Source organism: Ignavibacteriota bacterium (assembly GCA_016212665.1).
Taxonomy (GTDB): Bacteria; Bacteroidota; Ignavibacteria; order UBA10030; family SZUA-254; genus FW602-bin19.
Map to the genome: position 1 here is coordinate 1 of JACREZ010000036.1, position 24,935 is coordinate 24,935.

Sequence of the window (24,935 nt, forward strand, 5' to 3'; positions counted from 1 at the left end):
AGACCTAATCTTCCCTACTTCACGCCTGTTCTTGGGAACTTCAGACCTAATCTTCCCTACTTCACGCCTGTTCTTGGGAACTTCAGACCTGATTTTCTCAAGTTTTCTTTAGGTCACGAAATGGTTCGTGACCTACGGAATTATTTAACAATAGTTTTTAGAATAATTTACTTTGTGTCTTCTGTTAGATTTTGTTTATTTTCCAACGTTATAATTGCTACTGCACTCTGCATCCACTCCGTAGAGTGAAATGTACAACTGTTCCTACTAAGACCGTAGGAAGGGGAACTCAATAACTGAAAGATAGTTTCTATGAATCAAATATCAATCATAACAATTTTCATATGGGTAGCTTTTACTCTGGGAGGTTGCACATTTCCACATATTGTTCAACCTTTACGGTTGTATGACCTCGAAAGTGGAAACACTCTCGAAGTGATATTTCATGCAACCAATCGTGAACACGGAACGATTTCATCATCAAACACGGAGGGGAGCCAGTTCAGAGGTGAGTATGTTCTGTACGATAGGGGAATAACTTATCCCGGTCACGAATCATATTCGAAAGGGACAACAAGCATGTTGAACGATTCGACAAGCAAGAATTTTGCTGACTTGTATGGCTTCTCAAAAGAGTATCGTGCACGACCTGTTGGAACAGGTATTATCGTCGGGGATGACGGAACAGTCATAGAAATTATTTTTTACAACATCGCGCATAACCTTGAATCAGGTGACGGAGTTGGGAAAGATAATAAAGGGAGATATTACAGAATATATCTCAGCACGGAAAGTCGTTGACATCAATGTAAACAACCATGGACGAACAAGAACTCATCAAAGAACAACTCGAAAAGAATCCGAAGGATGCCGATTTGTGGTATCTTCTCGGGAATACGTATCAAGTAGAGTCGTATTCCTTTGCCGAACAGAAAATGTTCGATGAAAAAAGAAATTGCTACGAGAAAGCAATCAAGTGCAATCCGTTTCACAACGATGCGCGCTTCGCATTGGCGCAGATGGAAGAACTACGGAATTGGGAAGACGGCGCGCTCACTCATTACGAATACATCAAGAAACGTACTCCTGAATATCCTACTATTGACGAATGTATCAGGCGTTGTGAAGAGAAGAAATCGAATTGGCATTCAAAAGACATTCCTCGCTTTGTTGAAAAAGTAAAAGAGAATCCAACGGATGCAAATGCGAACAGGCAACTTGGATATTTGTACTGGAGTCAGAAACAATACGACCTTGCTTTGAAGTATCATACACGAGCATTCGAACTTGCACCGGGAGAATCGGAGAGTGCGGCATTCCTCGCGATAACACTCGCCGCAATGAAGAATTTTCGCGAAGCAATAACGTACTGCCTCATACAACTTTCGCTCGAAGAGGATGAAGGGGAACAAGGAGTTATTCTCCGCCACATCGGTGAGTATTATACTGAATTGAAAGAGTACGCGAAAGCACGGGAGTATTATTTCAAAGCATTAGAAAAGTTTTCCGATGACCCTCAATTTCAGGCATACACGAAGGAAGATATCGGCTTCACCTTTTACATGGAAGAACATGATGAGACAGCTCTTGTTTATTTGCTCGACGCACTTTCACAACAGACCGATGAACATTATATTCAACCACTCCTGTCTAAAATAGGAGAGTTGTATTGCAGGATGAGTAAATTTCAGGAAGCTCTCCCTTATTTGCAACGGGCTGTTACATTGAAGAAAGATGATGATAAATCCTTCTATGTCTTAGGTATTGCGTACTCATCGCTCGATGAATTCGGATTGGCAGAAACAGCATACAAGATGGCGCTCAATGCAAATCCGAGGTTTGACCGTGCATTGCATAATTTAGCCCTTATCTATCGGCGGAACGGCGACTATACAACTGCGATTGAATTGTTTAAACAAGCAATCGCCTCAAATCCTGATTTACTTCTCGCTTACTCAAATCTTGCACGGATATATCTCCGTTTACAAGATGAAGAACAAGCGGCGATATATCTGGAAGAGTATTTGAAACGCGGGGGAAAAGAAGAAGATTTGTATTAGTCAAAGAGGATGTCCAAAAGTCGTAGACGCAACCTTTATGGTTGCGTTTCCAAACTAAGAACGCGGACGTATAGTCTGCACCTACATGCCAATCTGACTTTTCGGACACCCTCTTAACCATTCAGTATATTCGGCTTATCAAACCGAGGCGAAACATCAGTTACTTAAACCGAATCGCAATTCCTTCTGCGCCGCCGCCTGCTTGTGGCTCCAAAACTAATTTGAATGAAATTATTGCATTCGCTCCAAGTTGAGCGGCACGTTCTTTCAATAGATCGCGGAGTGTGTTTCCTTTATCCTGCGCCTGAGCATCATACACAGAAATGTAACCAATGACTATATACTCACCTTCCGGTTGGGAGACTGCATACACACGAACATCCTTCGCATTGGTAGGTTGATATGCCTGAACAGATTTAAGATACGTACCGTATCCCGGACCACACCCGGTAAAGGAAATCAGCAAACTCAGCGTCGTAATAGCCAGCAATATTTTTTTCATAACGTTTTTCCTATGCTTGAAGTGTTCAGAGAATATTTTACCGCAACGCCGGAAGCAATATAGGTATTTTCATAAATCGGGATGAATAAAATCAGCGCGGCAAGCCGGCGATAAACATGAACTTCAAAATTGATGATTGCATCCGCTCCTTGCTTCGCCGCTTTCTCTTTGAGAAACGTCACTGCCGCTTGAACATTTTCCTGATGTTCAACTGTGACAAAGCCAACTTCTGTAAACGCACGGGTTGGACTTTCTATAGTTAAAAATATTTCGATTGCATCTTTGTTTGTTACTGGGTACACTTGCTCGGTATTTGTCAGCGTTTCCTGAAAATGTGTACATCCGATAAGCAAGACAAAAACACTGCAGATAAGAATAGGTGAGTACTTCATCATGTTTTCCTTATTGTTTATGTAACATATTAATTGACTATAACTCCCACCGTAAGTTGAATCAAGGTGGTCTTTTGTTTTAACTTAAATTTTGCCCCGGAAACATCTGTTTCATATTCGGGTTCACTTGCAGAATATATTCCTTCGAGAACAAAACGATTGATGCTGAAACCGAAATATCCTCCGTATGCAAAATCAGCGCCCGCCGCGCTGGATAGTTTTACGGAATTATATCCGTCCGTTGCAGATATTTCCGGACTGACACCAAGCAAAACACCTAATAATCCTCCGAAATTAATTCTCTTATCTTCTTGAATTCTGATATTCGCTCCGAACCCACCCATCGTCCACCATGTAAACCATGGTCCTGCATCCACACTCACGCCCGAAGGAAGACCACGTGAATAACTTGCTTCATCAACTGTATTATAACTGAGGTATTCTTTCAGTGTTAATTCTATTCCTTCATTCGGAACATTGTGATAAAAGAATCCCACAGAAAATCCTTGCTTCGCTAATCCGGCTTCTGAATTATGAATATCGGTAGAACCAAAATCTGATGTGGGGAAACTCATTCCAACAAAAATTGTCCAACGGGTATAGGAATCTTCTACGAGTGCATACGTAGGTTCAACATACTCACCGCTTTGTTCTCTGACTGAAGGTATATAGTTGGTGATTTTTTGAACTCGCGTTTTCGGGATGATACGTCTCTCATCGTAGGTTTGAATGGTCAGGGAATCGCTTGTCTCCATAATGATTATTCCCTTGATGATACTACCATCAACCAACTGAATCATCTGACGTTCGCGATTCGTAACGGGTGTTTCAGTAGTAGCGCCAAACTCTCTTGTTTGGATTTCCGATTTTCGAATCGTCATTTCACCGTACTCCGTAGCAACAACAACCGTTGTATCGTTCTGACTGATAACCTTACCACGCAGTGTTGTTCCATCTTTAAGATGATATGTCTCAATCTTTTCCTGACCCAGTGAAATACTACAGAAACAGAAAAGGAATCCGAGTAGAAATAAATGTTGAATACTATTTTTCATATAACTCTCATGCCCGTTGTTGGATATTCTTGTAACTACAAACATTCAATACATTAGGAGCGTGTTGCCGAATGGTCATTGCGAGCGCAGCGAAGCAATCTCACTATTGAAAGTAGAGTGGAATGCGGGATTGCTTCGTCGCTTCGCTCCTCGCAAAGACAATTTTCGGTGTTCGGCAAAACGCTCATTAGTAAAATCCGTAGAGGAACTTACAGTCGTGAATACTTCACACACTAAAAAAGAACATGAGCTACTCAAGATGGTAGAGTATAGTATTTGCCCCAAATAAATTCGCCAGAAGATAGGTCATTTTTCTGAATAATCAAACAGAATCTGAACAAATTTTTCATGGAAGAATAAAAAAGGGGCTGTCTCAAAAGTTGGTAGAACAGGCATTCCTGCCTGTCACGTTTGTGAATATGACAAGTTTTCGACAGACAAGAATGTCTGTCCTACCATCATTTGTGCCTTATGAGACAGCCCCTTAGTAGATTGAAAATCACTTTGTGCGTTCTCAAATCTCTCTCACCAGATTTTCGCCTTCTCTCTTCTCACCATTGGGTCCCCTTCTTTCGCATCGAATGCTTTCATCCATTCTTCCATGTTTGAAACCGGACCGATGCAACGGAACCGACCGGGAGAATGGGGGTCGGTGTTCAAACGAAGCCGTAACGCTTCATCACGAATGTTCTGTCTCCAAATCTGACCGAACGAAATAAAGAATCGTTGTTCGGCAGTAAAGCCATCAATATCTGCCGGTCGTCCGTTCTTCCGGAAAGAACGTTGCAACGCATCGTACGCGATGGAAAGTCCGCCGAGGTCGGCAATATTTTCTCCCAACGTTAATGCGCCGTTCACATGTTGAGTATCGAGCGCAACGTAATTGTTGAATTGTTGTTCAACGACTGCCGCCTTTGTTTCATACAATTTACTATCACCGTCCGTCCACCAGTCAATCATGTTTCCGTCGGCATTGAACTTTCTTCCTTGGTCATCAAATCCGTGTGTGATTTCATGTCCAATGACAGCGCCGATTCCGCCATAGTTCACAGCGTCATCTGCATTCGCATCAAAAAAGGGCGGCTGTAATATTCCGGCAGGAAAAACAATCTCGTTCATGCTCGGATTGTAATACGCGTTCACCGTCGGCGGCGACATTCCCCATTCGGTTCTATCCACCGGTTTTCCAATCTGACTCAGATTGCGTTTGAACTCAAACTGAGAAGCACGAAGAACATTAATAACGTACGCGCCTCGTGTAATATCAAGTGAAGAATAATCACGCCATTTATCGGGATACCCAATTTTCACAGTAAACGCATCTAATTTTCTCAGCGCTTCCTTCTTCGTTAAGTCACTCATCCAATCTAGATTCTTCACCTTCTCGCGAAATGCATCCTGAATATCTTTCACCATTTCCAACGCCCGCTTCTTCGCCTGCGCGCCGAATGCTTTTTCGACATACAGTTGTCCGAGCGCCTCTCCGATATTTCCGTCAATGGTTTGAAGAACGCGTTTCCATCGCACTTTCATTTCTTTCTGCCCCGTCATTGCACGACCAAAGAAATCGAAATGTTCATTCACAAATTCTGAACTCAAATAATCTGCTGTTGCATTGATAAGATGCCAACGCAGATATGTTTTCCAACTCTCTAACGTCACATCCATAACCATGTTTGCAACTTCTTTAATGAATTCCGGCTGACCGACATTCACATCGCCGGGATTTGGTAAGCCAATGCCTCTGAAATATTGTTGCCATGGGAACATGGGTGTCAATTCACTCATCTCATCTAACGTCATTCTGTGGTAACTGTTTTCCGGGTCACGCAACTCAACTCTTGTCAGAGATGCTTTTGCGAGGCGTGTTTCCATATCCATCACAATCTTCGCGTTTGATTCAGCGGTAGATGCATTGTCGCCAAGTAATTGGAACATCTTCGCAACATGCGCTAAATACTTTGAGCGTAACTCTTTCGACTTATCATCATCCTTCAAATAATAATCTCTGTCCGGTAATCCAAGTCCGCTCTGAAACAGGTTTGCAATAATCGCTGTACTGTTCTTCATATCCTGCATCGCGTAAAATGCAAAAGGAACTCCGGCTGATGCTGTGTGAAAATATGCAATCAAATCAATTAACTCTCTTGAGTTTTTTATTTTTGCAATTCGGTTGAACTCATCAGCCAACGGAAATGCCCCTTGCTTTTGAATACTCAACGTATCCATCCCGCTGAAATAAAAATCGCCGACCTTCTGAACGATACTTCCCTTTTTCGCTCCGGTGTTTGCCGCGGCTTCGTCTAATATTTCATGGAGGATTTTGAAATTCCGTTCCTGCACTTCACTGAAACTTCCCCACCGACTCTGGTCGGGTGGTATCGGATTGTTCTTCATCCACGTACCGTTCACATAAAGAAAGAAATCGTCTGTTGGCTTAACAGATATATCGAAATTTTGAGTATCAATCGGTTTCTGTGCAAACGAAACAGATACCAGAAAACTCAGCGCAGTGAAAAATAAAATAACCTTTGGAAAATGAAATGTGTTAAAAACCATACTGACCTTTGTTAATAAGTAATGAAACGGCGGTGAAATTAAGAAAAATCTCCCAGAGAACCTAAGAATTTTTCTTCGCTTACGGAATCAACGCGAGCTTGTTTCGTAGTCAACACCGCTTACGCTAACGTCTCTTCGTCCGTCTCGTCGGCTCTGCTTCTTTCGGATTTTCGGGCCAATAATGTTTCGGATACCTTCCACGCATATCTTTCCGAACATCTGGATACGCGTTCTTCCAGAAACTCGGCAAGTCCTGTGTAATCGCAAGCGGACGATGCGCCGGAGAAAGAAGATGCAACAGGACTTTCACTTTTCCGTTTGCAACTGTTGGCGTTTCTGTCTCACCAAACATTTCCTGAAGTCGAACGGCAAGGACTGGTTGCTCGCCTGAATAATCTATCGGGATATGTGAACCGGTCGGAACGGTGAGATGCGTTGGCGCAAGTCGTTCAACTTCCCGAAGTTGTTCAAACGAAAACATTGCACGAACAATCATACTCATATCAAGTTTCTGCAAGTGCACACGCCGCGTAATTCCTGAGAGATACGGTGCAAGCCAATCCCCCAATGTTTCAAGGAGATATTCATTACTTACATTCGGCAATGATGATTTTGTAAGATTATGAATACGCAGCCACTCATTTCGCGTTCGGATTGAATTTGCATCCTTCGTCCACGGTAACGCATCAAGCCCAAGCAATCGAATTCCATCGAGCATCGCATTCGTTGTTTTCTCAGAAGAAGTTGATAACGGAACCACCGATAGTTCCAACGCACCGAGACGAGTAATCTTTCTTGCTACTACCGATTCTTCACGTTCATCCCAATGGACTTCTTCCGCTTCGGTAAGTTGTTCATCGAATGCAAGACGGATTTGTTTCTCAGACAACGGAGCGGCAAGAAATATTTTCACTTCACTCCCTATGCCGTCCACTTCCCCAATAGCAAGAAACTCCTCCCGCGAAAGCATACTCTTCTTTGGCAAGAGTGCGCCCGTACCTGAAACCATTTGATACCGTCCTTCGCCCGAATCTCGTCGCCGTGCAACTCGTTCAGGATAAGCGAGAGCAAGCAACAAACCCAATTCTTTTTCATCACTCTTTCCATGTCTGACATTTAGAAGGTGACGAAGTCGTACAGATTGTTCCTGTGCTCGTTCCAAAGCAAACCGACTCGCCCCTTTTCCTGTTTCCAACACATGCCATCGCGAAGCAAGGTCAATATCCGAATCGTTCTCGCCACGGAGAATGTCTCGCTCCTCCAACAACGCCGCCACATCGCACGCCATACTTCCAAAATGCAATTCCTTCCCTTTCAACAACATGTGCGCAAGCCGCGGATGCACGGGAAGTTCAGCCATTGCTTTGCCATGTGGCGTCAATTTTCCTTTTGCATCAAACGCGCCGAGTTGCGTTAACAAGGTTCGCGCTTGTGTCAGATGTTTTTCCGACGGCGCATCGAGGAAGCGAAGTCGCTTTGCCTCGGCATCTCCCCATCGTGCAAGTTCAAGAGCGAACGGCGCTAAATCACTTACAAGAATTTCCGGAGAAAGAAACTTTGGCAATTCCGTTTGTTGTTGTTCTGTCCACAAACGATAACAGACTCCGGGCGCTTGTCTTCCCGCTCTTCCTCGTCGTTGTTCCGCGTTCGCCTGAGAAACTTGCGTTGTCACAAGTCCCGACATTCCCCGCTTCGAATCAAATCGCGGTACACGCGCAAGTCCCGAATCAATCACAACTTGAACTCCATCAATCGTCAAACTTGTTTCGGCAATACTTGTTGAGAGAATGATTTTCCTTTTCCCGTTAGGCGCTGTTGCAAGCGCGGTTTGTTGTTGCTTTGGCGATGCCTCACCAAACAATGTGTGAATGATAATTTCTTCTGGCAATTCCTTATCAAGCAATAACGATTCAACTCGCCGAATCTCCCTCTGCCCCGGAAGAAACACCAGCACATCTCCTTCATCTTCCTTTATTGTTTGATGAATTGCTGAAACAATGAGCGGCTCAATCGCTCCATCATGAACTCGTTTCAAGTAATGTGTCGTAATCGGAAATGTTCTCCCTGCGCTTTGAAGAACCGGCGCATTCCCAAGCAATGAAGAAATTGAAATCCCATCAAGCGTTGCTGACATGACAAGAATTCTCAAATCATCCCTCAACTGTTCCTGAACATCCAATGCAAGTGCAAGTCCAAGGTCAGCGTGGATACTTCTCTCATGAAATTCATCGAAGATGAGCAAACCGACATCGGATAAATCCGGCTCGCTCTGAATCATACGAGTCAAAATTCCTTCCGTCACCACTTCGATTCTCGTCTTCGCTCCAACTTTCGCGTCTCCTCGAATTCTGTATCCAATTGTCGCTCCCACGTTCTCATGTATTTGCTGAGCCATGTATGACGCCGCCCGTTGCGCCGCCAATCGTCTCGGCTCCAGCATAATAATCTTCTTCCCGCTCAACCACGATTCATTCATCAACGCAATCGGAACCCTCGTTGTCTTCCCCGCGCCCGGCTCGGCGGAAAGAACAACGTTGGTAGTCGTTTGCAAAGTCGAACGGAGTTCGGGGAGAATGTTTTCTATTGGAAGCAAGTTGGTTAATGGTGAGTTGTGATTGGTGAGGAGTGAGTGGTTGGTAGCGGTTATAGGTTACAGATTTCCTGTTTCATAAAGAAAAAAATTATGCTCATACACAAAAAATACAAATGACTAATGACGAATGACAATTGACTAAACCGATTAACAATTAACTGATAACAAGTAACGTCAGATAAGGCCACGCTCTGCGAACGAAGTAAATGTATGTCCCGCGATGATGATATGGTCGTGAACAGGAATACCAATGATTTTTCCCGCTTCGACAAGTTGCTTCGTGATTTGCATGTCTTCCGAACTTGGTTCAGGATTTCCACTCGGATGATTGTGAAGGAGAATGATGCTCGCCGCCGGTTCTGCGATTGCAGGACGAAACACTTCTCGCGGATGTGCAAGAGAAGAATTGAGCGTACCGCTTGTAATCTTTTGTTCGCGAATGAAATGGTTTGCGCTATCTAACATAACAATAAAAAACTCTTCTTGTTTCAGGTTTTGCATTTTACTCATAAACATATCGGCAATGACTTCCGGAGAATGAACCTGAATCTTCTTCTTGTTTTTTATATCGTTCGCTATTCGTTTTCCAATCGTGAATGCAGCAATCAGTGTGATAAGTTTTGCCTTTTTCAAACCGGGGATTTTTTCATCAATCAATTCTTGAACAGTGCGGTGTGAAATGTCATGCAACGATTTGTATTTGTTCATCAACTGCTTCCCGATGTCAACCGCCGTTGCATTTTTCGTCCCTGTTCTGATGAGAATGGCAAGCAATTCCGCATCTGACAACGTATCTGCCCCGTGATTGAGTAATTTCTCTCTCGGTCGGTCATCTTCGGGCCAATCGAGGATGCGTGAATACTTAACCTGTGGTTCTGAAGTTTGATTTGATTTCATTTCCCCAACCGGTTTACTCATAAATAAACTTCTTCTTTCAATATTCAAAATTCGATATTCAATACTGAAAAATCAATCAACGAATATCTCCCTCAATCTTTTCACTTCTCCGTCTTTGAATTGCAAAATCTGCATCACCCGGTTGACACGATTTGGCTTCAACGATATCATCGAATGTAATCCTTCGAAGTGCTGCATATTTTCGAGACATTCACGAATCTCATCCCGTTTCACCGCTCCGCTTTCAAAGCATGAAGTCAGCATGTTCATTACATCGTAACCGAACAACGAGTATTTTGTTGGGCGTCGCTTGAGTTTATTCTGAAATGAAATTGTCGCATCGTCACTGTCATCAATAAAATAATCAGAGCAGAAAATCACGCCATTCAAATACCGCCGTTGATTTTCGAGAATTGCTTCATCGTACCACTCTGCACTTCCGAGCAATTGCGCTTTGATATTGTAATACGTCATCTGTGATGCAATCACTCCGATATCTTCAGGATATGCAACAGGCACAAACACTCCTTGAATTGCATACACCGGAACTTCAACATTCGATGCGTGTGATTTCGGATTGATGATTTTCATCTTTAATGATTCCGCCTTCCGTAACCCATTCGCTCCGAATAATCGACTGACAGGAATTTTTCCTTTTGTCTCAATTAATGAATCAACAAGTTCTGCATTTGCACCGGCTTGAAGAATTTTCTTTCTGAATGCTTTGTTGACTCGCATGTCGAATGAAACAAGAGGTTCGGAATTCGCAGTCGCTTTCCTCAGTGCAATGAATTGCTTGCTCAAATCATTCGAACTCTTTTCATATTCCTCCGATGCGAGTATCTTAGCCCCGAGTCGCGTTGCTTCATCAATAAATTCTTTTGTTATGATTTTACTATTCGGATTGTTCGGTGAAAGAATGGCAAGCGTTGTCATGCCGAGATGATTGACAGCATATTGTGCTAATGCTTTTCCGTGCATCGAAATATCAGCGTTCGCCTGAACGATGTACTTTCCCATTCCCGCAAGTCCGTTCATGTTTGCCGTAGGAGTAATGAGCGGAATCTCTTCATCCTCTGCAATCGGCACACACGATTGCGTGATATTGCTGAACAATTCTCCGATGATGACAGAATTATCATCGTTGTTTGAAAGTTCTCTCATCTGCTTTTTTGCAATGTTCGAATCACGCTCTGAGTCTCTCACATCAAGCACGATGCTGACATTGTCGTTCGCCTGCTCGAATTCTTCCTGCGCTATTCTGATTCCATCCAACACTTCTTCCGACGCTTTCTTGGCAGGACTGGAAGCAACATTTTCCATCAGCGGTAGTAACACACCGATATTGATGACCTTGTTCTTCAATTGCTTTTTATTCGATTCCTTCGCCTCATCCTCTTTCTGAAGAACAATCGTTCTCTCTTCCAGTATTTTTGAAAACAGAGATTGTACGAGTGAATTTGAAATTTCGTCTCGTAATTCCTGAACTTCGGAAAGCGGGAGAACAAATCGGGCAAGTGAATCAAGAATCTCCAACGCCCGCTTCGTTCTTCCGTCTTCATTGATTGAATCAAGTGCAAGTGAGAATTCCCTCGCGCTGTTTTTATTCAGATTCAAATAATAATATGCCGAGCCGAGTGTGAAATGCGCCTCGCGTGCATACTCTGTTTCAGGAAACCGTTTGAGAAGATTATTCATCAGAAACATTGCTTGTGCATGTTCATGCAATTGCATCCACGATTTTGCCGCCATCATATAACAGGCAGTCGTACGTTGATGAACGGGGTTAATGTTCAGCGCTTGCTCAAATGCATCCGCCGCATTTTCGTAAGCGATGGAATCATAAAAAACAATTCCCTCTTGGAAGAGTTGCTCTGCTTCTTCGTTGTATCGGTAATTTTCCTGTGCAACTCCGAACGAGATGCAAACAACGGAAATAAAAAAGTAGAAGGTGTGTTTCAATGTTTTGTAGAAAAGTCTCACTCGAAAACTCATGCCGAGAACATACAAAAAGGTTCGCTGAACTTCAAACCTTAAAAATCCCGTTTGATTGCCTTCAATCCTACTGAGTGCGACACAACCATCAATATTGCAGAACCGAGCAGGAACACTCCGATGCTGACAAAAAACATCGCGCTTGAATATGGAATATGCTTGTATGACATCTGGAAATATCCAAACAACGGGAAGAACAACATCGCAATCAGAAAGACAAGATAGGCGATGCTCATTAGGAAGGTCAGCGTCGCGCCTTGTGAAGAAGAAATTTTTATTGGATTTGTTTCGCGGTAATCAGCAAAGAATGTTCCCGTGCCGAGATTCAAACTGATGATGGAGAGAGCAACAAACACTGATGTCAATAATCCCATCAGCACAATCATTTGGTGGTGAGCGATTGCATGATGCGAAGCAATCATGAGAACTTCGTTGGCAATTAACACAGGAATAACGGCAAGGAGAAATTTCAACCAATAAACCTTGCTGAGTTGAATCGGTGCGCTCCGCACTTTCCAGAAACTCAATCCCTCCGTACTCATCATCGGATAAACAAACCGTAATGCGACGGAAGTAACAAGAAACGCGTTGAACACATACATCACCAAATACGAGACCGTTTGCAAATAGGGTTGATTTGTTCCGAGCGTTAGTTGAAAAATACTTGCCACGAAAACAACAATGAGCAACAAAATGATTGCAAGGTGAATCCACTGACTCGGCTCCCGAAAGAACTGCCAGAATTCTTTCTTGATGAGAACGGCAGTTTGCGGTTCAAACACCGACTTTTTCGCAAACGAAAAGAAGCCGTTGGCTGTTGCATGTGTTTCGCTGTGCGCTTTTAATTCAAGAAACGCAAGCCAACTTTTATAATAAAGTTTTCGCGCGATAAAGAACATGAATGAAACACAACAAACCGAAACAACAATAAGTAGCGCCGTGTTGGTTAGAACACTTGTTGTATCGCCTTTCAGATTCCAATACAACGCTTCTGTCATCCAATGATTAGGTAAGAAGGTTGATGCTGGAGGGTCGAGATAACCGAAATATTGGTCTGTGTATGGGAAGTGTTTCATTACTCCGTTCACAAGTTTCGCCGGGTTGATTACCTTGAAATACGCTATCACGACACCGACATATCCGACTACAAGACTGATGAGTGTTGCTTTCGTTCCGATTTTTCCGGCAATCTTCATCAACACCATTAACACAGTCACACCTAACGACGCGGCAATCAACATGAACGGAAGAAAAAGGAACAAGAGTGTGTTCACATAAAATGTCCACGGGAGTTGAAAATACTGTCCATAACCAAACAACACCGCCAAAGCAATCATGAACAGCGTGGTTGAACTGTAGAAAAAGTTATCGAGAAATTTTATAATGAAAAGAGAAAGATGCGGAACCGGCTTTGTGAAAAAGAACTCTGTCTCCTTCGAGCGATAGAGTGTCGCATACGAAACAATGATGTTGCCGATATTAATCGAAAGGAAAAAGACATATAACAGCATCGAAAGAAAGCGATGCAAGAGAAACGAACCTAAATCTGCCACCTCCATGATGTACTGAATGGTATTGTATGTAAAGAAGTACGCGCCGAGAGCGAATCCGCCAAACACGAACAATGATGCAATGCTTTTTGCCATGCTTGCAACTTTCAGTTGCGTTGTCGTCTTGAAAAAACTGAGCGCTTTGTACCAAACAATATGAAGAATTGTTCTCATCTACTTTGTCAGTTCCAAAAATACCGATTCAAATTTACCATCGAACTGTTGCTTGTATTCATGCAACGCTTCGATGGTGTTGTTGAAAATCAATTCTCCTTCTTTGATGATTCCGATTCTGTCGCACAATTCTTCTGCAACAGGCAAACTGTGCGTTGACATAAAAATCGTTACACCTTGCTGAGATTGCTCCTTAAAAATTCGTTTGACAATGTGCGCGCTTCGCGGGTCAAGACCGACCATCGGTTCATCTACAACCATTACTTTCGGACGATGTAATAATGCCGCGGCAATGCACACTCGCTGTCTCATTCCCTGGGAATAATCTTCTGCACGCCTGTCTATCCACGAACCGAGTTCGAGCATATCAATCACTTCCTCGATTCGCTGTGATGTCATACCGTGATTTAATTTGTACAACCCCGCGCTGAAAAAAAGAAACTCCTTCCCCGTCAACTTCTCATACAAAAACGGTTGGTCGGGAATGAAACCCGTTGTCAACTTTGCTTCCGTCGAATTCTTCTGAATATCAAATCCATTGATAAGAATTTGTCCCGACGTTGGCGCAAACAATCCGGTCATCATTTTTATCGTCGTCGTTTTTCCCGCCCCGTTCGGACCGAGAAAGCCGAAGAACTCTCCTTGCTTCAATTCAAGCGAAAGATTCTTCACCGCAGTGAACGAACCGAATGTTTTTGTTAATTGATGTAATTGTATCAAGTTTTCTGTTTCCTGTTTCTGATTTCAGTTTTCGGTGACAATCGGCAGTATGTAAGTTTCGAATTCAAAATAACTACTTATGTAAAATCAAGCATCAAGTATCAAGAATCTTTCAACTGACTGTTGACGACTCGACTACTCACAAAAGAAACATAGAGAGATTTTTTGGAAAAGAAAAATGAACTTATATATTGTCATAAATCAATCATCATTTATTATTGTTCTTTTGTTATGAAAAAACCATTCCCCGCTTTGCTTATGAGTTGCATTGCAATAACTGTAGGGTTTGTTGTTGTGTTTCTCCTCGCCACCAAACCTCTCAAGGGTTCACAACCTTCTCAACCTCTGTCCGGAAATCCCGGGCTCGGCAAAAATATTTTTGATTCGCGTTGCGCTGTCTGCCATGGAGCGAACGGTGATGGTAAGGGTATTGTCGCTGTTAATCTCCATCCCAAGCCACGCGACTTCACCAAAGGATTATTCAAGTTCCGTTCAACAGAATCGGGAAGCATCCCGACTGTCGATGACCTTGCCCGTATCATTAACGAAGGGATACACGGGACTGCGATGGTTGGATGGAAAGAATTCATCACAGGCGATTCGCTTCAGACGCTGATTGCGTACATACAATCATTTTCCACACGATTTCAAAACGAACAACCCAAACCCGTATCTGTCTCAAACGCGATTCCTTCCTCAGTAAAAAGTATTTCTGATGGAAAAATTGTGTATGAAAAATTAGAGTGTGCAAGTTGTCATGGAACTGCGGGAGATGGAACTGATGCAATTGCGAGAGATTTCAATGATGAATGGGGAAACATCATCGCCGCAACAAATCTGACTGAGCCGTGGACATTTCGAAGCGGCGCGTCTGCCTCCGATATTTATCTCAGATTAAAAACCGGAATTGATGGAACTCCGATGCCCTCGTACAGCGAAAGCGCAAGCGAACAGGATTTGTGGAACCTTGCAAACTTTGTTGCTTCACTCGGACGAAAACCTGCGTGGCAAATGAACGAGAATGAATTACAAACTCATTACAGCAAGTTGGATGAAACCAACAAATCAAATCCGGTACAACGTGGAAAATATTTAGTCGAAGTTTTCGGATGTGCGGATTGCCATTCACCATTCACCGAAGGACGCTCTGTTATGGAACAATTCAGAATGGCGGGCGGGTCTCGTTGGCGAATCGGACCGTACGGAGATTTTTACACTCCCAATTTGACTTCAGACAAAGAAACCGGACTTGGTAACTGGACTGATGAAGAAATAAAGGAAGCAATAACGAAAGGAATCGTCAGGGGCGGCAGAAGAATGTTGCCTTTCCCGATGGGATGGACAGGATACTCGATGCTAACGAAAAATGACCTCAACGCGATTGTCGCATACTTGAGAACTATTCCACCGGTACACAACAAAATTCCTGAGCCGGAACCGTTAAATATTTTTTCGTACATGTGGGGAAAATTTAAAATGTTGATTCTGAAAGAAGATTTTCCAATAATTATTTATCCGGAAAATTCGGGACAAGCGCAAGCAACAAGTCAAACCAACACAAGCAACAACAACATTGCTCTGAAGTTTGAACCTGTTCACACATCAGGAAAGGCAAACTAACATGAAAAAGTTTTTCAAATGGTTTGGTATTATCGTCGGATGTTTACTTGTCATTGCATTCGTAGCGTTTCTTTATTTGATTCCTCCCTTCACGTTGGCTCCGCCCGAAACATTCAGTCAACAGGAAATAGATGCGGCTCCTTCAGTCGCGCATATTTCTGACCCGGCAACTCGGCTCATTGCCGAACGAGGAAAATATCTTGTCACCGTCATTGGTTGCACCGGCTGTCATACATCCGGAGGCGAACAGGGTCCTCAATGGGAAAAATATCTCGCGGGCGGAATGAAGTTTCAAGCGAAGGAATACGGAACGGTTATCTCCCGAAATCTCACACCCGATTCACAAACCGGACTTGCGCGCCGTTCCGATGAATATGTGAAAAATGTTCTGCGAAGCGGAGTTGATGAAACAGGAAATATCATGCTCGCAATGCCATGGAGCGCATACTCCAATCTAACCGTAGAAGACCAACATGCTGTTGTCGTGTATCTCAGAAACTTGAAATCGGTTCGACACGAAATTCCCGAACCGCAACCTTCAACAATGCCTGATGATAAGAATGCTGTTGAAAGCGCTTGGGGTGGAGATTACGCGAGGCACTGATTCAGTTTCCAGTTTTCAGTTTCCGGTTTTCGGTTTCCTGTTTATAGTTCTTTGTTGAAAGTTGTCGGTCTACGACTCGTTTAGTTGACAGTTTTAGTTCTTCGTTAACTGATTGAAAGAAAATTAGACATGGGATTTGAGACACATATCCATATCTCATATCCCATATCCCATATCGCACAACTTTCTCTACAAGTTCTGCCACAAATTTCTATCAAGCGCTCGGTACTGAATTGCTTCACTCAAGTGTTCAGGGCAAATACTTGGTGGTAGTATGCAAATTAGGGACGTGTCACAACTGTTCTATAAATTTTCTGTAGCCCTTACCTATGGGAATGGATATGCCATGAACTTCAACTTTATCGGCTGTGTATGACTCTATCTTGCTTAACGAAATGATAAAAGACCGGTGAATCCGCTTGAAGAGATTGACAGGTAAAAGAGATTCGATTTCGTGCGTACTCATTTTTGAGATATAATCTTTCTTTGTTGTCTTGACCTTGATGTATTCCCTCTGGCTTTCTATGTAGATGATTTCAGAAAACAAAATTTTTACTTTCTTTTTTTGCACGCTGAGGAAAATAAAATCCTTCGTTCCTTCGCTTTCCTTGAATTTCAGATTGCCGCCTTGTTTCGCTTTAACTTTGGTTACTGCTGTTAAGAATCTTTGAAACTCGAACGGTTTTAGGAGGTAATCTATGACATTGAAGTTAAACCCTTCTACCGCATACTGATGATACGCTGTTGTTATGATGACAGCGGGCGGCTGTAAAAGCGTTCTGAGGAAATCCATTCCTTTTAGTTTAGGAAGATGAATATCTAAAAAAATTAAGTCAACAGTATTTTTCTGCAAGTACTCAGTTGCAAGAATTGCATCTTTAAATATTCCTTGCAAATCCAGAAACGGTACCTCCATGATATAATCTGATAAGACCTTGATTGCTAATGGTTCATCTTCTATTATGATGCACGTTATCTTAGACATGGCTTGCAAGATTAATTTTTAACGTGGCAGTAAAAACAAATTCGAATTGCTCAACCGAGAGACTGTAATCGGTATAGAGTAATTTGAGTTGGCGTCTCAAATTGGAAAGGCCGATGCTTTCTTTTACGCCAATTTCTTGTGGAAGTGATTCAGCAGAATTCTTCACAACAAATACTAATTGTCGCTGCCCCACCGAAAGATGAATATCCACAAACGGTCGAGTTCTTGTTTCAGATACACCATGTTTGAACGCATTTTCTACTAATGGAATTAGCAGAAGAGGTGGAAATGCTTGTTTCATATCTTCAATGTCGTAGTTGAAGTTAACATGTAAGGAATCATCGTAGCGTAATTTTTCAAGAGAAATATAATCACTGATAATTTTCAATTCCTGTTCTATAGCGATGAACTCTCCGCCTGTTTCGTATAACATGTAGCGTAATATTTTCGATAGACGGAGAATTGATTCCGGCGCCAGATCGGATTTATCTCTTGCCAATGAGTAAATGTTATTCAATGTGTTGAATAGAAAATGCGGATTCGTTTGCGACTTGAGGTAGTTCAATTCTGCTTCCTGCTTTTCAATTCGTAGTTGCTGTGCTGCCTCCTTTAATTTTCGATAATCATAAATGTGTTTTATAATCCCAAAAAAGAAGCCGGAGAAAATGCTATATGGAACATGATATTCCACTCCTTTGAACACCGAAGCGTGTGTTATTAATGGAAAATATAGATGTAGCCCGATTCCAAGCGTCCTCCATGCATACAATCCGAAAGAACATAACATCACATGAACCCAGATAAGCACTAACCCTACAAGAATTCTTTTCCATGATACTTTGATATAAGGCAGAGAATATTCGAAAAAGATGAAATTAATAACAATAACATAACTGATCAACCAAACATGATTCCACGCTCTCTCCAGAAAGGTTTCCGGATTGATTGATAAATCAATAAACAACCATAACAAATAGTAAGCGGCGCCGAGCCACAAATACAATTGAAATCGTTTTCTGTCTATTGATATTTTCATTTTGTTTTGAGTTAATCCGAATCGTTTATCTCTTCTATTAAATTTTTCAGTCTACATAATCTCCTTCGCAGTCTACGAATAACCTATAATCGTCTATCACAAAAAAAGAAATCACCGTATAGTTACTATGAGTATTTCATAATTGAAATACACTATTCGTCAACTTGAAGAAAATTAACTCTTGAATATACCAAAATTAACAAATAATAAAGGATTAAACATGTTGAAAATATTGAAGCATAGCCTCCTCATCGTGATTGTAGTTTGTTTGCATCTACCGCTGAATCTGATTGCGCAAGATGGCTTCAACGGTAATCTTGTCACAGTCAGTTGGCTTGAGAAAAACCTGAAAAATACTGATATCGTGTTGCTCGACGCATCACCTGCACAGATTTACATGAAGAAGCACATTCCCGGTGCAATCAATTACGACATCTTTACGTATGGTGTTCAGGAACTGCCCGTCGCTGAGATAGAAAAACGCTATCAGTCTTGGGGAATAAGCCCTGAAAAGAAAATTGTCATGTATGATCAGGGCGGCACGTACATGGCTACAAGACTTTTTTTCTCACTCGAATATTATGGCTTCCCTGTAAACGAACTTTTCATCCTTGATGGAGGCCTCGCCAAGTGGGAAGAAGCAGGGCTACCGGTAACGAAAGATGCGACTCCATCGCCGACCAAAGGTACGTTCAAAATCAACAAGATCAATGATGATATAAAAGCAACCCTGACTGAATTCCTGAACGCATCGGGAGATACTCGTAACAATGTTTTAGTGGATGCACTCGACGCAGGTTGGCATTTTGGAGGTCAACAGTTTTTTGACAGACCCGGTCATGTGCCCAATGCCATACTAATGCCGAGCGCCGACTTTTTCAAAGCGGATAAAACTTTCAAGTCTCCTGAAGAATTAATAAAGATGGTAAATTATTTTGGTTTAACACCAGAACAAAATTTTTACACTCATTGCGGAGGTGGAATTGCGGCAAGTGGTCCGTACTTCGCACTTAAATTCATCATTGGCTACCCCAAGGTAAAACTGCACTCCGGTTCTCAGTTGGAATGGGTTTCTGACAAAAGAGAACTGCCGCTCTGGACGTACGACGCTCCGCATCTCATGCGAAATATTGACTGGCTCAAGAGTTGGGGCGGAAAAATGTTTAGAATGTACGGAATCTCACAAGTTAGTATGGTTGATGTGCGACCTGCTCAGGAATTCTATCAAGGTCATTTACCTTTTTCTCTAAACATTCCTGTAGATGAATTCAAAAACAATATGAACGCCCCCGAAAAACTTTCTAAAATACTGGGACCAGCCGGCGTAGATGCAACTCACGAGGCAGTGATTATTTCCGGAGCCGGATTGACGAAAGAATCTGCTCTCGCGTACGTGTTGTTGGAAAAACTTGGACAGAAAAAAGTTTCAATCTTTATTGACCCGCTTGAAAAAGGAAAAGAAACCGGCAATGCTCTTACAAAAGATACGACATCGGTAGGACCGAAAACAGGAGCCAATTTCTTATCCATTCCTCCAACGACTTACCCGGTCAGTTTCCGAAAAGATGTGATTATCAAAGACTCAAAAAGTACAGAAGGTCAATACCCAAAATTATTTATCGCATCAGGAAAAAATATTTCCGGCAAAATTAAAGATGGCAAGGTAGTTCACGTCCCATATACAGAACTTGTAAAAGATAACGGCATCCCGAAAAAAGCGAATGAAATCTGGGATATTCTATCAAAAGCCGGTGTGTCACGATACGCGGAAATTATCTGCTTCTCTGATGATCCGGGTGAAGCGGCAGTCAATTATTTTATTCTCAAACTCATGGGCTTCCCTGACATAAAAGTCTTGATAATGTAAAAATGCAAACTCCAAAACCATACCTCAATCCATTTCTTGCCGGCATCGGTCTTGGACTTGTTTTGCTTTCTGCATTTGTAGTTATGGGACGTGGGCTTGGAGCGTCGGGTGCGCTTAGTTCGGTCGTTACTTTCGGAGTCAATACGATTGCACCGGAACATGCACGTGCGAACACGTTCTACAAAGAATATCTCAACACTACAAATGGAAATCCTCTGAATGACTGGCTTGTCTTTGAAATCGTTGGAGTTCTCATCGGCGGATTGATTTCCGGACTACTTTCGGGCAGAGTGAATCGGACTATTGATAAGGGTATTCGAGCAACAAACAGCACGAGATTTTTCTATGCTTTTTGCGGCGGTTTGTTAGTTGGTATTGGTTCTAAACTTGCCCGCGGTTGCACAAGCGGGCAAGCGTTGACTGGCGGTGCATTGCTGAGTGTCGGGAGTTGGGTTTTTATGTTGGCAGTTTTTGCAAGTGCATATGCGGTTGCTTATTTTTTTAAAAAGCAGTGGACATAACGATATGAATGCACCATTCTATCAACTCGGATTATTTGGAAACGATTCGGCTCTTTTTCTTGCAATCGTGATAGGCATCGGATTCGGATTCTTCCTCGAGCAGGCAGGATTCGGCAGCAGCATAAAATTAGCACAGCAATTCTACTTACGCGATCTCACCGTTTTCAAAGTAATGTTCTCAGCAATCATTACTGCTATGCTCGGTCTCTTCTGGCTTTCATGGCTTGGATTCATTGACCTATCGTTGGTGAATATTTTACCGACATATCTTGTCCCGCAGTTAGTTGGCGGATTGCTGTTCGGTGTTGGATTCGTGATGGGAGGTTATTGCCCGGGAACGTGTTGCGTCGCGGCAGTAACAGGAAAAATAGATGGATGGATTCATCTCTTCGGAATGATGACAGGAATATTTCTTTTTGGAGAATTATTTCCGATTATGAGCGACTGGTATTCTTCTACATCAATGGGAGATTTAACACTGCAACAAGTTTTCAATCTTTCACACGGCTCTGTTGTTCTCCTCATTGTTCTAATTGCACTTGCAGGATTTTACGGCGCTGAAAAACTCGAAGAGCGGTTTCGTTCAAAACAATAACATTTTGTCTATTATGTCTCTTAATAAAATACTTGCCTCTGTTGCATTAACTCTGGCATTACTTGCGGCAATCATCGGATTACCTAAACGAGACGACCCTCGCCTTGAAGAAATCGCTTTACTTATTCAATCCGAAGAAGACCACATCACTCCATTGGAACTTGCTGAACAAATATTTTCAGGTAAGAAGATTCGTTTGATTGATATCCGGGATTCTGTTTCGCATTTCGAGGAACACATTCCCAAATCAGAATTGATGACCCTGCAACAACTTTTGAATAACGAAATGCAAAAGAATGAGTTAACGGTCATTTATTCAGAAGGTGGCATTCACGCCTCTCAGGCGTGGATGTTAATGAAAATGAAGGACTATGATAGCATTTATACTCTATTGGGAGGATATAACGGCTGGAAAGAAACCATTTTGAATCCAAAATTACATGCTGGAAAAACCGAAGAAGAGAAAACAGAATTTGAACGTCGGAAAACGTTATGCCGGTTTTTTGGAGGAGAACCGATAATCATTACCGAGAAGATAATTCCCGAACAGAAACCCGTTCGTTCTAAACCCAAACCGCCCCAGAAAATTCAACCCAAAAAATTAAAAGAGGAAGAAGACTTAAGATTTCAATGTTGAAACTATATTGAATTGCTCGATTTACTCAAGAGAGGAACGAACCTGCCTACCCACCTCAAAACAAGGCAACCTTTTTCGGCGTTCTTGATTATACTTCTATGGAGAAAGAATGACTCACTTTGAATGAAGCATTACTACTAAAATAATTGATACGAAATTCCTGTACCGCAACATCCAACAATGCCTGATGATAAGTATGCTGTTGAAAGCGCGTGGGGAGGAGATTACGCGAGACACTGATTCTCTTTCCGGTTTACAGCTCATTTATCGTGCAGTCGGCTCTTTCGACCCGACTGATTTCTTCCTAAGGGATATATGTTCTTCGTGGCAAGCTGGGTCAGGTTGGAAAACCTGATCCCACACGAAACAATGCCTGAAGATAAACAATCAGTGGAAAGCGCATGGGGTGGAGATAACGCGAGACATTAATTTAATTCTGCATACTTATTCCTTTCGAATAAAGGCAGGACGATCCGAAATATACGCAAACGCATGTTCACATTTTTTGACTATTTGCCCTCCACCGTCAAGATATTTTGAGCATGGACAGGTTCTATATTCACTATGGCAAATTGAACATTCTGAAGATGTAATAAAAAAAGAAGAGCAAATTGCCAATTTTTCTTCCTGAAGTGCATAACCAAGATCGTCTTGTGTTGGATGAATCCTTAGTTCGTAAACTAATCCTTTTTTTTCTTTTGAATACAATACTTCGTATTCGGATGGTGGGAGAGGAGTTCTCTTTAGAAAAAAAATACCTGATGATTGATATATATCGGTTAGTTTTGGGCAATCAGAAATCGTTTTAAATTCAGAAGAAAGAAAATATGACATCTTATCTGACCAATCCTGCAATGTTTCTAAATCGAAAGGGAGAAATGATAAGGGCGAGTTTAGCCAACTCAAAATATCAGCTACAGGTCCGACAAATGCAATTCGTAATTCCCTATCCGATAATGGTAAACCAAAAACAAACGATACAATTCGATCTTGATTTTTGCTCACAAATGCATTTATAAGTTGTCTAAAGGTATTAAGTAGTTTGTCTAAATTATTTTTTGTGTTATTGAACGGAATCTTGATCAAAGGAAAATCTGTATATAAATCCTCAAATGCTATAAAGTTAATAGAATCCTGCACCTGTAGTAGAACATTATTACGTGCGCAAATTTTACGTAATTCAATAGTCTCTGTTGAAACGACTGTTAATGTTGTGTTGTCAACAGTAACAGTATCGGTGGGTACAATTTCCAAATATTCGGTTGGATGATTATCTAGATAATGAAAACTAACAGATACGCGAAAACCAGTTCCCTTTTTTATTGAATACGGAACATACTTCAAAATGACATCAGAGGGATCCTCCTTTTCCAAAACTACTGGACGACCATCCTTTTCCTCTGGATTAATTCCAAAGTATTCTCCAATGAGATGATTATCACGGAAATAATCGGAGATTAACCTTTTCCACTCTTCTATTCCTATAGGTATATCCAGTCGCCACAATTTTGTATATAATGTTTGCTTTCCTGCTTCATTTATTTTCTTGTCCAATCTTAGAACCATTTCATCTTCATTGTACCCTCTAATGGCTCCATCAAGATGGATGATGTTTCGGGTTTTCTCATCAACTATTGAATGTACATATCTACAACCGTAAAAGGATGAACCATCATCTTGCAAAACCGGACGATTCTTCAATTCTTCAATTTCCAAAATATGTTGACCATCCCTGGATTGCCACCAGAATTCTGTTGATGATATAGAATGAAATAATCGTTCATACTTAGATGTTTCATGTCTCGTTACTCCAATTGGAATCGTCACGAGATCATTTGAAAATTTTGGACCCCACCAATATTCATGCTCTAAATGTTTTTGTTGTGTTGATGATAGCCCTACTAAATCAGAATCAAGTGCTATTGAACCATGGCTTTTATATTTATCAATAACGGAAAAAAAAAGATCAAGAAATGCCGTGTTTAAAGTATTCAGCCTGGTATTAGATCTTCTATACCAAGGATGCGCAAATAAAAGGAGACCATTTTTTTCAAAGAGGCCTTGCCCCATATATTTTAATTCAGAGGTTGAAATAAGTGAATCTTTATCTGATAAATTGAAGAGTTCCGGAAAAACTTCCTTAGCAAGATTTTTTCGATAAAGAGTAACGCAGTTAGTTTCGAATGGAATCTCATTCCCCTGAAGATGCTCTTTAATCAGTTCATTAAGTTTATAAACAAGATCAGGACTGCATATTTTATTAATATGTTCTGAGATATGTAGTCGTTGAGCAGTAATTACTGTTTCTATTTCAATGTCTGTTTCAGGTAAGATATTTAAACCTACAAGCCTTGTTAAGCCAGGTTCAAAGTAAACCATTGTCGGTCGCCCCCATCCTGCAAGACGTGTGATATCATGGCTAATATGCATTGGGATTCCACTATCCCACCTATCTGACAAAGCAGAAACTAAGCTTCCTGTTGAAAATTTTTGAAAATATAAATTAATGGAATCGGAGGTAAAGACGCAAAGCACTTCTTTCATATTCTTATAAATTCACATTCCTTATTTTA

The 24,935-nt window shown here is 41.7% G+C and carries 20 protein-coding genes; 8 read left to right on the forward strand and 12 right to left on the reverse strand.

Annotated elements, in window-relative coordinates; all coding sequences use genetic code 11:
- Positions 1-312 precede the first annotated feature (312 nt).
- Both HY960_12800 and HY960_12805 read left to right on the forward strand, forming a co-directional pair.
- Positions 313-801: a hypothetical protein gene (locus HY960_12800; protein ID MBI5216623.1), complete on the forward strand. Its 489-nt coding sequence runs from the start codon at positions 313-315 to the stop codon at positions 799-801.
- 17 nt (positions 802-818) lie between these two features.
- Positions 819-2,060 carry a tetratricopeptide repeat protein gene (locus tag HY960_12805; protein MBI5216624.1) on the forward strand — a complete coding sequence of 414 codons (1,242 nt, stop codon included), beginning with the start codon at positions 819-821 and terminating at the stop codon, positions 2,058-2,060.
- Between the two features lie 160 nt (positions 2,061-2,220).
- On the opposite strand, the gene HY960_12810 is transcribed toward HY960_12805, so the two are convergent.
- The 9 genes from HY960_12810 to HY960_12850 form a co-directional block, all read right to left on the reverse strand.
- Positions 2,221-2,562 carry a hypothetical protein gene (locus tag HY960_12810; protein ID MBI5216625.1) on the reverse strand — a complete coding sequence of 114 codons (342 nt, stop codon included), beginning with the start codon at positions 2,560-2,562 and terminating at the stop codon, positions 2,221-2,223.
- On the reverse strand, positions 2,559-2,954 hold the full coding sequence (locus HY960_12815; protein MBI5216626.1) for a hypothetical protein: 396 nt from the start codon (positions 2,952-2,954) through the stop codon (positions 2,559-2,561). Before HY960_12815 ends, HY960_12810 begins: the two co-directional genes overlap by 4 nt.
- A 29-nt stretch (positions 2,955-2,983) precedes the next feature.
- On the reverse strand, positions 2,984-4,009 hold the full coding sequence (locus HY960_12820; GenBank protein ID MBI5216627.1) for a hypothetical protein: 1,026 nt from the start codon (positions 4,007-4,009) through the stop codon (positions 2,984-2,986).
- A gap of 525 nt (positions 4,010-4,534) precedes the next feature.
- The gene (locus tag HY960_12825; protein ID MBI5216628.1) at positions 4,535-6,568 is read right to left on the reverse strand and encodes a M13 family metallopeptidase; all 2,034 of its coding nucleotides are present in this window, start codon (positions 6,566-6,568) and stop codon (positions 4,535-4,537) included.
- 124 nt (positions 6,569-6,692) lie between these two features.
- Positions 6,693-9,161: an ATP-dependent helicase HrpB gene (hrpB, locus tag HY960_12830; GenBank protein MBI5216629.1), complete on the reverse strand. Its 2,469-nt coding sequence runs from the start codon at positions 9,159-9,161 to the stop codon at positions 6,693-6,695.
- A gap of 174 nt (positions 9,162-9,335) precedes the next feature.
- Positions 9,336-10,079 (reverse strand): DNA repair protein RadC, encoded by a 744-nt coding sequence (radC, locus tag HY960_12835; protein ID MBI5216630.1) that lies wholly within the window; start codon positions 10,077-10,079, stop codon positions 9,336-9,338.
- A gap of 51 nt (positions 10,080-10,130) precedes the next feature.
- On the reverse strand, positions 10,131-12,020 hold the full coding sequence (locus tag HY960_12840) for an ABC transporter substrate-binding protein (protein MBI5216631.1): 1,890 nt from the start codon (positions 12,018-12,020) through the stop codon (positions 10,131-10,133).
- Positions 12,021-12,091: 71 nt separating this feature from the next.
- Complete coding sequence (locus tag HY960_12845) at positions 12,092-13,777, reverse strand: hypothetical protein (protein MBI5216632.1); 1,686 nt, start codon at positions 13,775-13,777, stop codon at positions 12,092-12,094.
- Positions 13,778-14,497: an ABC transporter ATP-binding protein gene (locus HY960_12850; protein MBI5216633.1), complete on the reverse strand. Its 720-nt coding sequence runs from the start codon at positions 14,495-14,497 to the stop codon at positions 13,778-13,780.
- A 231-nt stretch (positions 14,498-14,728) separates the two neighbouring features.
- Here HY960_12850 and HY960_12855 point away from each other — a divergent pair, with 231 nt between their 5' ends.
- Together HY960_12855 and HY960_12860 are read left to right on the forward strand one after the other, a co-directional pair.
- Positions 14,729-16,117, forward strand: coding sequence for a c-type cytochrome (locus tag HY960_12855; protein MBI5216634.1), 1,389 nt, complete (start codon positions 14,729-14,731; stop codon positions 16,115-16,117).
- Position 16,118: 1 nt separating this feature from the next.
- Positions 16,119-16,721 carry a c-type cytochrome gene (locus HY960_12860; GenBank protein MBI5216635.1) on the forward strand — a complete coding sequence of 201 codons (603 nt, stop codon included), beginning with the start codon at positions 16,119-16,121 and terminating at the stop codon, positions 16,719-16,721.
- Between the two features lie 292 nt (positions 16,722-17,013).
- Here HY960_12860 and HY960_12865 read toward each other — a convergent pair whose 3' ends face one another.
- A complete protein-coding gene (locus tag HY960_12865) occupies positions 17,014-17,706 on the reverse strand; it encodes a response regulator (GenBank protein ID MBI5216636.1) in 693 nt (230 codons plus the stop codon).
- Positions 17,699-18,742, reverse strand: coding sequence for a histidine kinase (locus tag HY960_12870; GenBank protein ID MBI5216637.1), 1,044 nt, complete (start codon positions 18,740-18,742; stop codon positions 17,699-17,701). The genes HY960_12865 and HY960_12870 overlap by 8 nt, the downstream gene beginning before the upstream one ends.
- 220 nt (positions 18,743-18,962) lie before the next feature.
- On the opposite strand from HY960_12870, the gene HY960_12875 reads away from it, so the two are divergent.
- The 4 genes from HY960_12875 to HY960_12890 are packed head-to-tail and all read left to right on the forward strand — an operon-like array spanning position 18,963 to position 22,362.
- Entirely contained in the window at positions 18,963-20,609 is a 1,647-nt protein-coding gene (locus HY960_12875) for a hypothetical protein (GenBank protein ID MBI5216638.1), read from the forward strand.
- Between the two features lie 2 nt (positions 20,610-20,611).
- Positions 20,612-21,130, forward strand: coding sequence for a YeeE/YedE family protein (locus tag HY960_12880; protein ID MBI5216639.1), 519 nt, complete (start codon positions 20,612-20,614; stop codon positions 21,128-21,130).
- Positions 21,131-21,134: 4 nt separating this feature from the next.
- Complete coding sequence (locus HY960_12885; GenBank protein ID MBI5216640.1) at positions 21,135-21,725, forward strand: YeeE/YedE family protein; 591 nt, start codon at positions 21,135-21,137, stop codon at positions 21,723-21,725.
- A 13-nt stretch (positions 21,726-21,738) separates the two neighbouring features.
- Positions 21,739-22,362 (forward strand): rhodanese-like domain-containing protein, encoded by a 624-nt coding sequence (locus HY960_12890; GenBank protein ID MBI5216641.1) that lies wholly within the window; start codon positions 21,739-21,741, stop codon positions 22,360-22,362.
- A gap of 444 nt (positions 22,363-22,806) precedes the next feature.
- On the opposite strand, the gene HY960_12895 is transcribed toward HY960_12890, so the two are convergent.
- Positions 22,807-24,906 (reverse strand): hypothetical protein, encoded by a 2,100-nt coding sequence (locus HY960_12895; GenBank protein ID MBI5216642.1) that lies wholly within the window; start codon positions 24,904-24,906, stop codon positions 22,807-22,809.
- Positions 24,907-24,935: the final 29 nt, after the last annotated feature.

Excerpts from the sequence above, each read along its gene's own strand:
- HY960_12825 (MBI5216628.1), bottom strand. The coding sequence starts at position 6,568 with ATGGTTTTTAACACATTTCATTTTCCAAAGGTTATTTTATTTTTCACT.
- HY960_12800 (MBI5216623.1), top strand. The coding sequence starts at position 313 with ATGAATCAAATATCAATCATAACAATTTTCATATGGGTAGCTTTTACT.
- HY960_12870 (MBI5216637.1), bottom strand. The coding sequence starts at position 18,742 with ATGAAAATATCAATAGACAGAAAACGATTTCAATTGTATTTGTGGCTC.
- HY960_12880 (MBI5216639.1), top strand. The coding sequence starts at position 20,612 with ATGCAAACTCCAAAACCATACCTCAATCCATTTCTTGCCGGCATCGGT.
- HY960_12845 (MBI5216632.1), bottom strand. The coding sequence starts at position 13,777 with ATGAGAACAATTCTTCATATTGTTTGGTACAAAGCGCTCAGTTTTTTC.
- radC (MBI5216630.1), bottom strand. The coding sequence starts at position 10,079 with ATGAGTAAACCGGTTGGGGAAATGAAATCAAATCAAACTTCAGAACCA.
- HY960_12855 (MBI5216634.1), top strand. The coding sequence starts at position 14,729 with ATGAAAAAACCATTCCCCGCTTTGCTTATGAGTTGCATTGCAATAACT.
- HY960_12860 (MBI5216635.1), top strand. The coding sequence starts at position 16,119 with ATGAAAAAGTTTTTCAAATGGTTTGGTATTATCGTCGGATGTTTACTT.
- HY960_12810 (MBI5216625.1), bottom strand. The coding sequence starts at position 2,562 with ATGAAAAAAATATTGCTGGCTATTACGACGCTGAGTTTGCTGATTTCC.
- HY960_12890 (MBI5216641.1), top strand. The coding sequence starts at position 21,739 with ATGTCTCTTAATAAAATACTTGCCTCTGTTGCATTAACTCTGGCATTA.
- HY960_12885 (MBI5216640.1), top strand. The coding sequence starts at position 21,135 with ATGAATGCACCATTCTATCAACTCGGATTATTTGGAAACGATTCGGCT.
- HY960_12820 (MBI5216627.1), bottom strand. The coding sequence starts at position 4,009 with ATGAAAAATAGTATTCAACATTTATTTCTACTCGGATTCCTTTTCTGT.
- HY960_12875 (MBI5216638.1), top strand. The coding sequence starts at position 18,963 with ATGTTGAAAATATTGAAGCATAGCCTCCTCATCGTGATTGTAGTTTGT.
- HY960_12815 (MBI5216626.1), bottom strand. The coding sequence starts at position 2,954 with ATGAAGTACTCACCTATTCTTATCTGCAGTGTTTTTGTCTTGCTTATC.
- HY960_12805 (MBI5216624.1), top strand. The coding sequence starts at position 819 with ATGGACGAACAAGAACTCATCAAAGAACAACTCGAAAAGAATCCGAAG.
- HY960_12865 (MBI5216636.1), bottom strand. The coding sequence starts at position 17,706 with ATGTCTAAGATAACGTGCATCATAATAGAAGATGAACCATTAGCAATC.
- HY960_12895 (MBI5216642.1), bottom strand. The coding sequence starts at position 24,906 with ATGAAAGAAGTGCTTTGCGTCTTTACCTCCGATTCCATTAATTTATAT.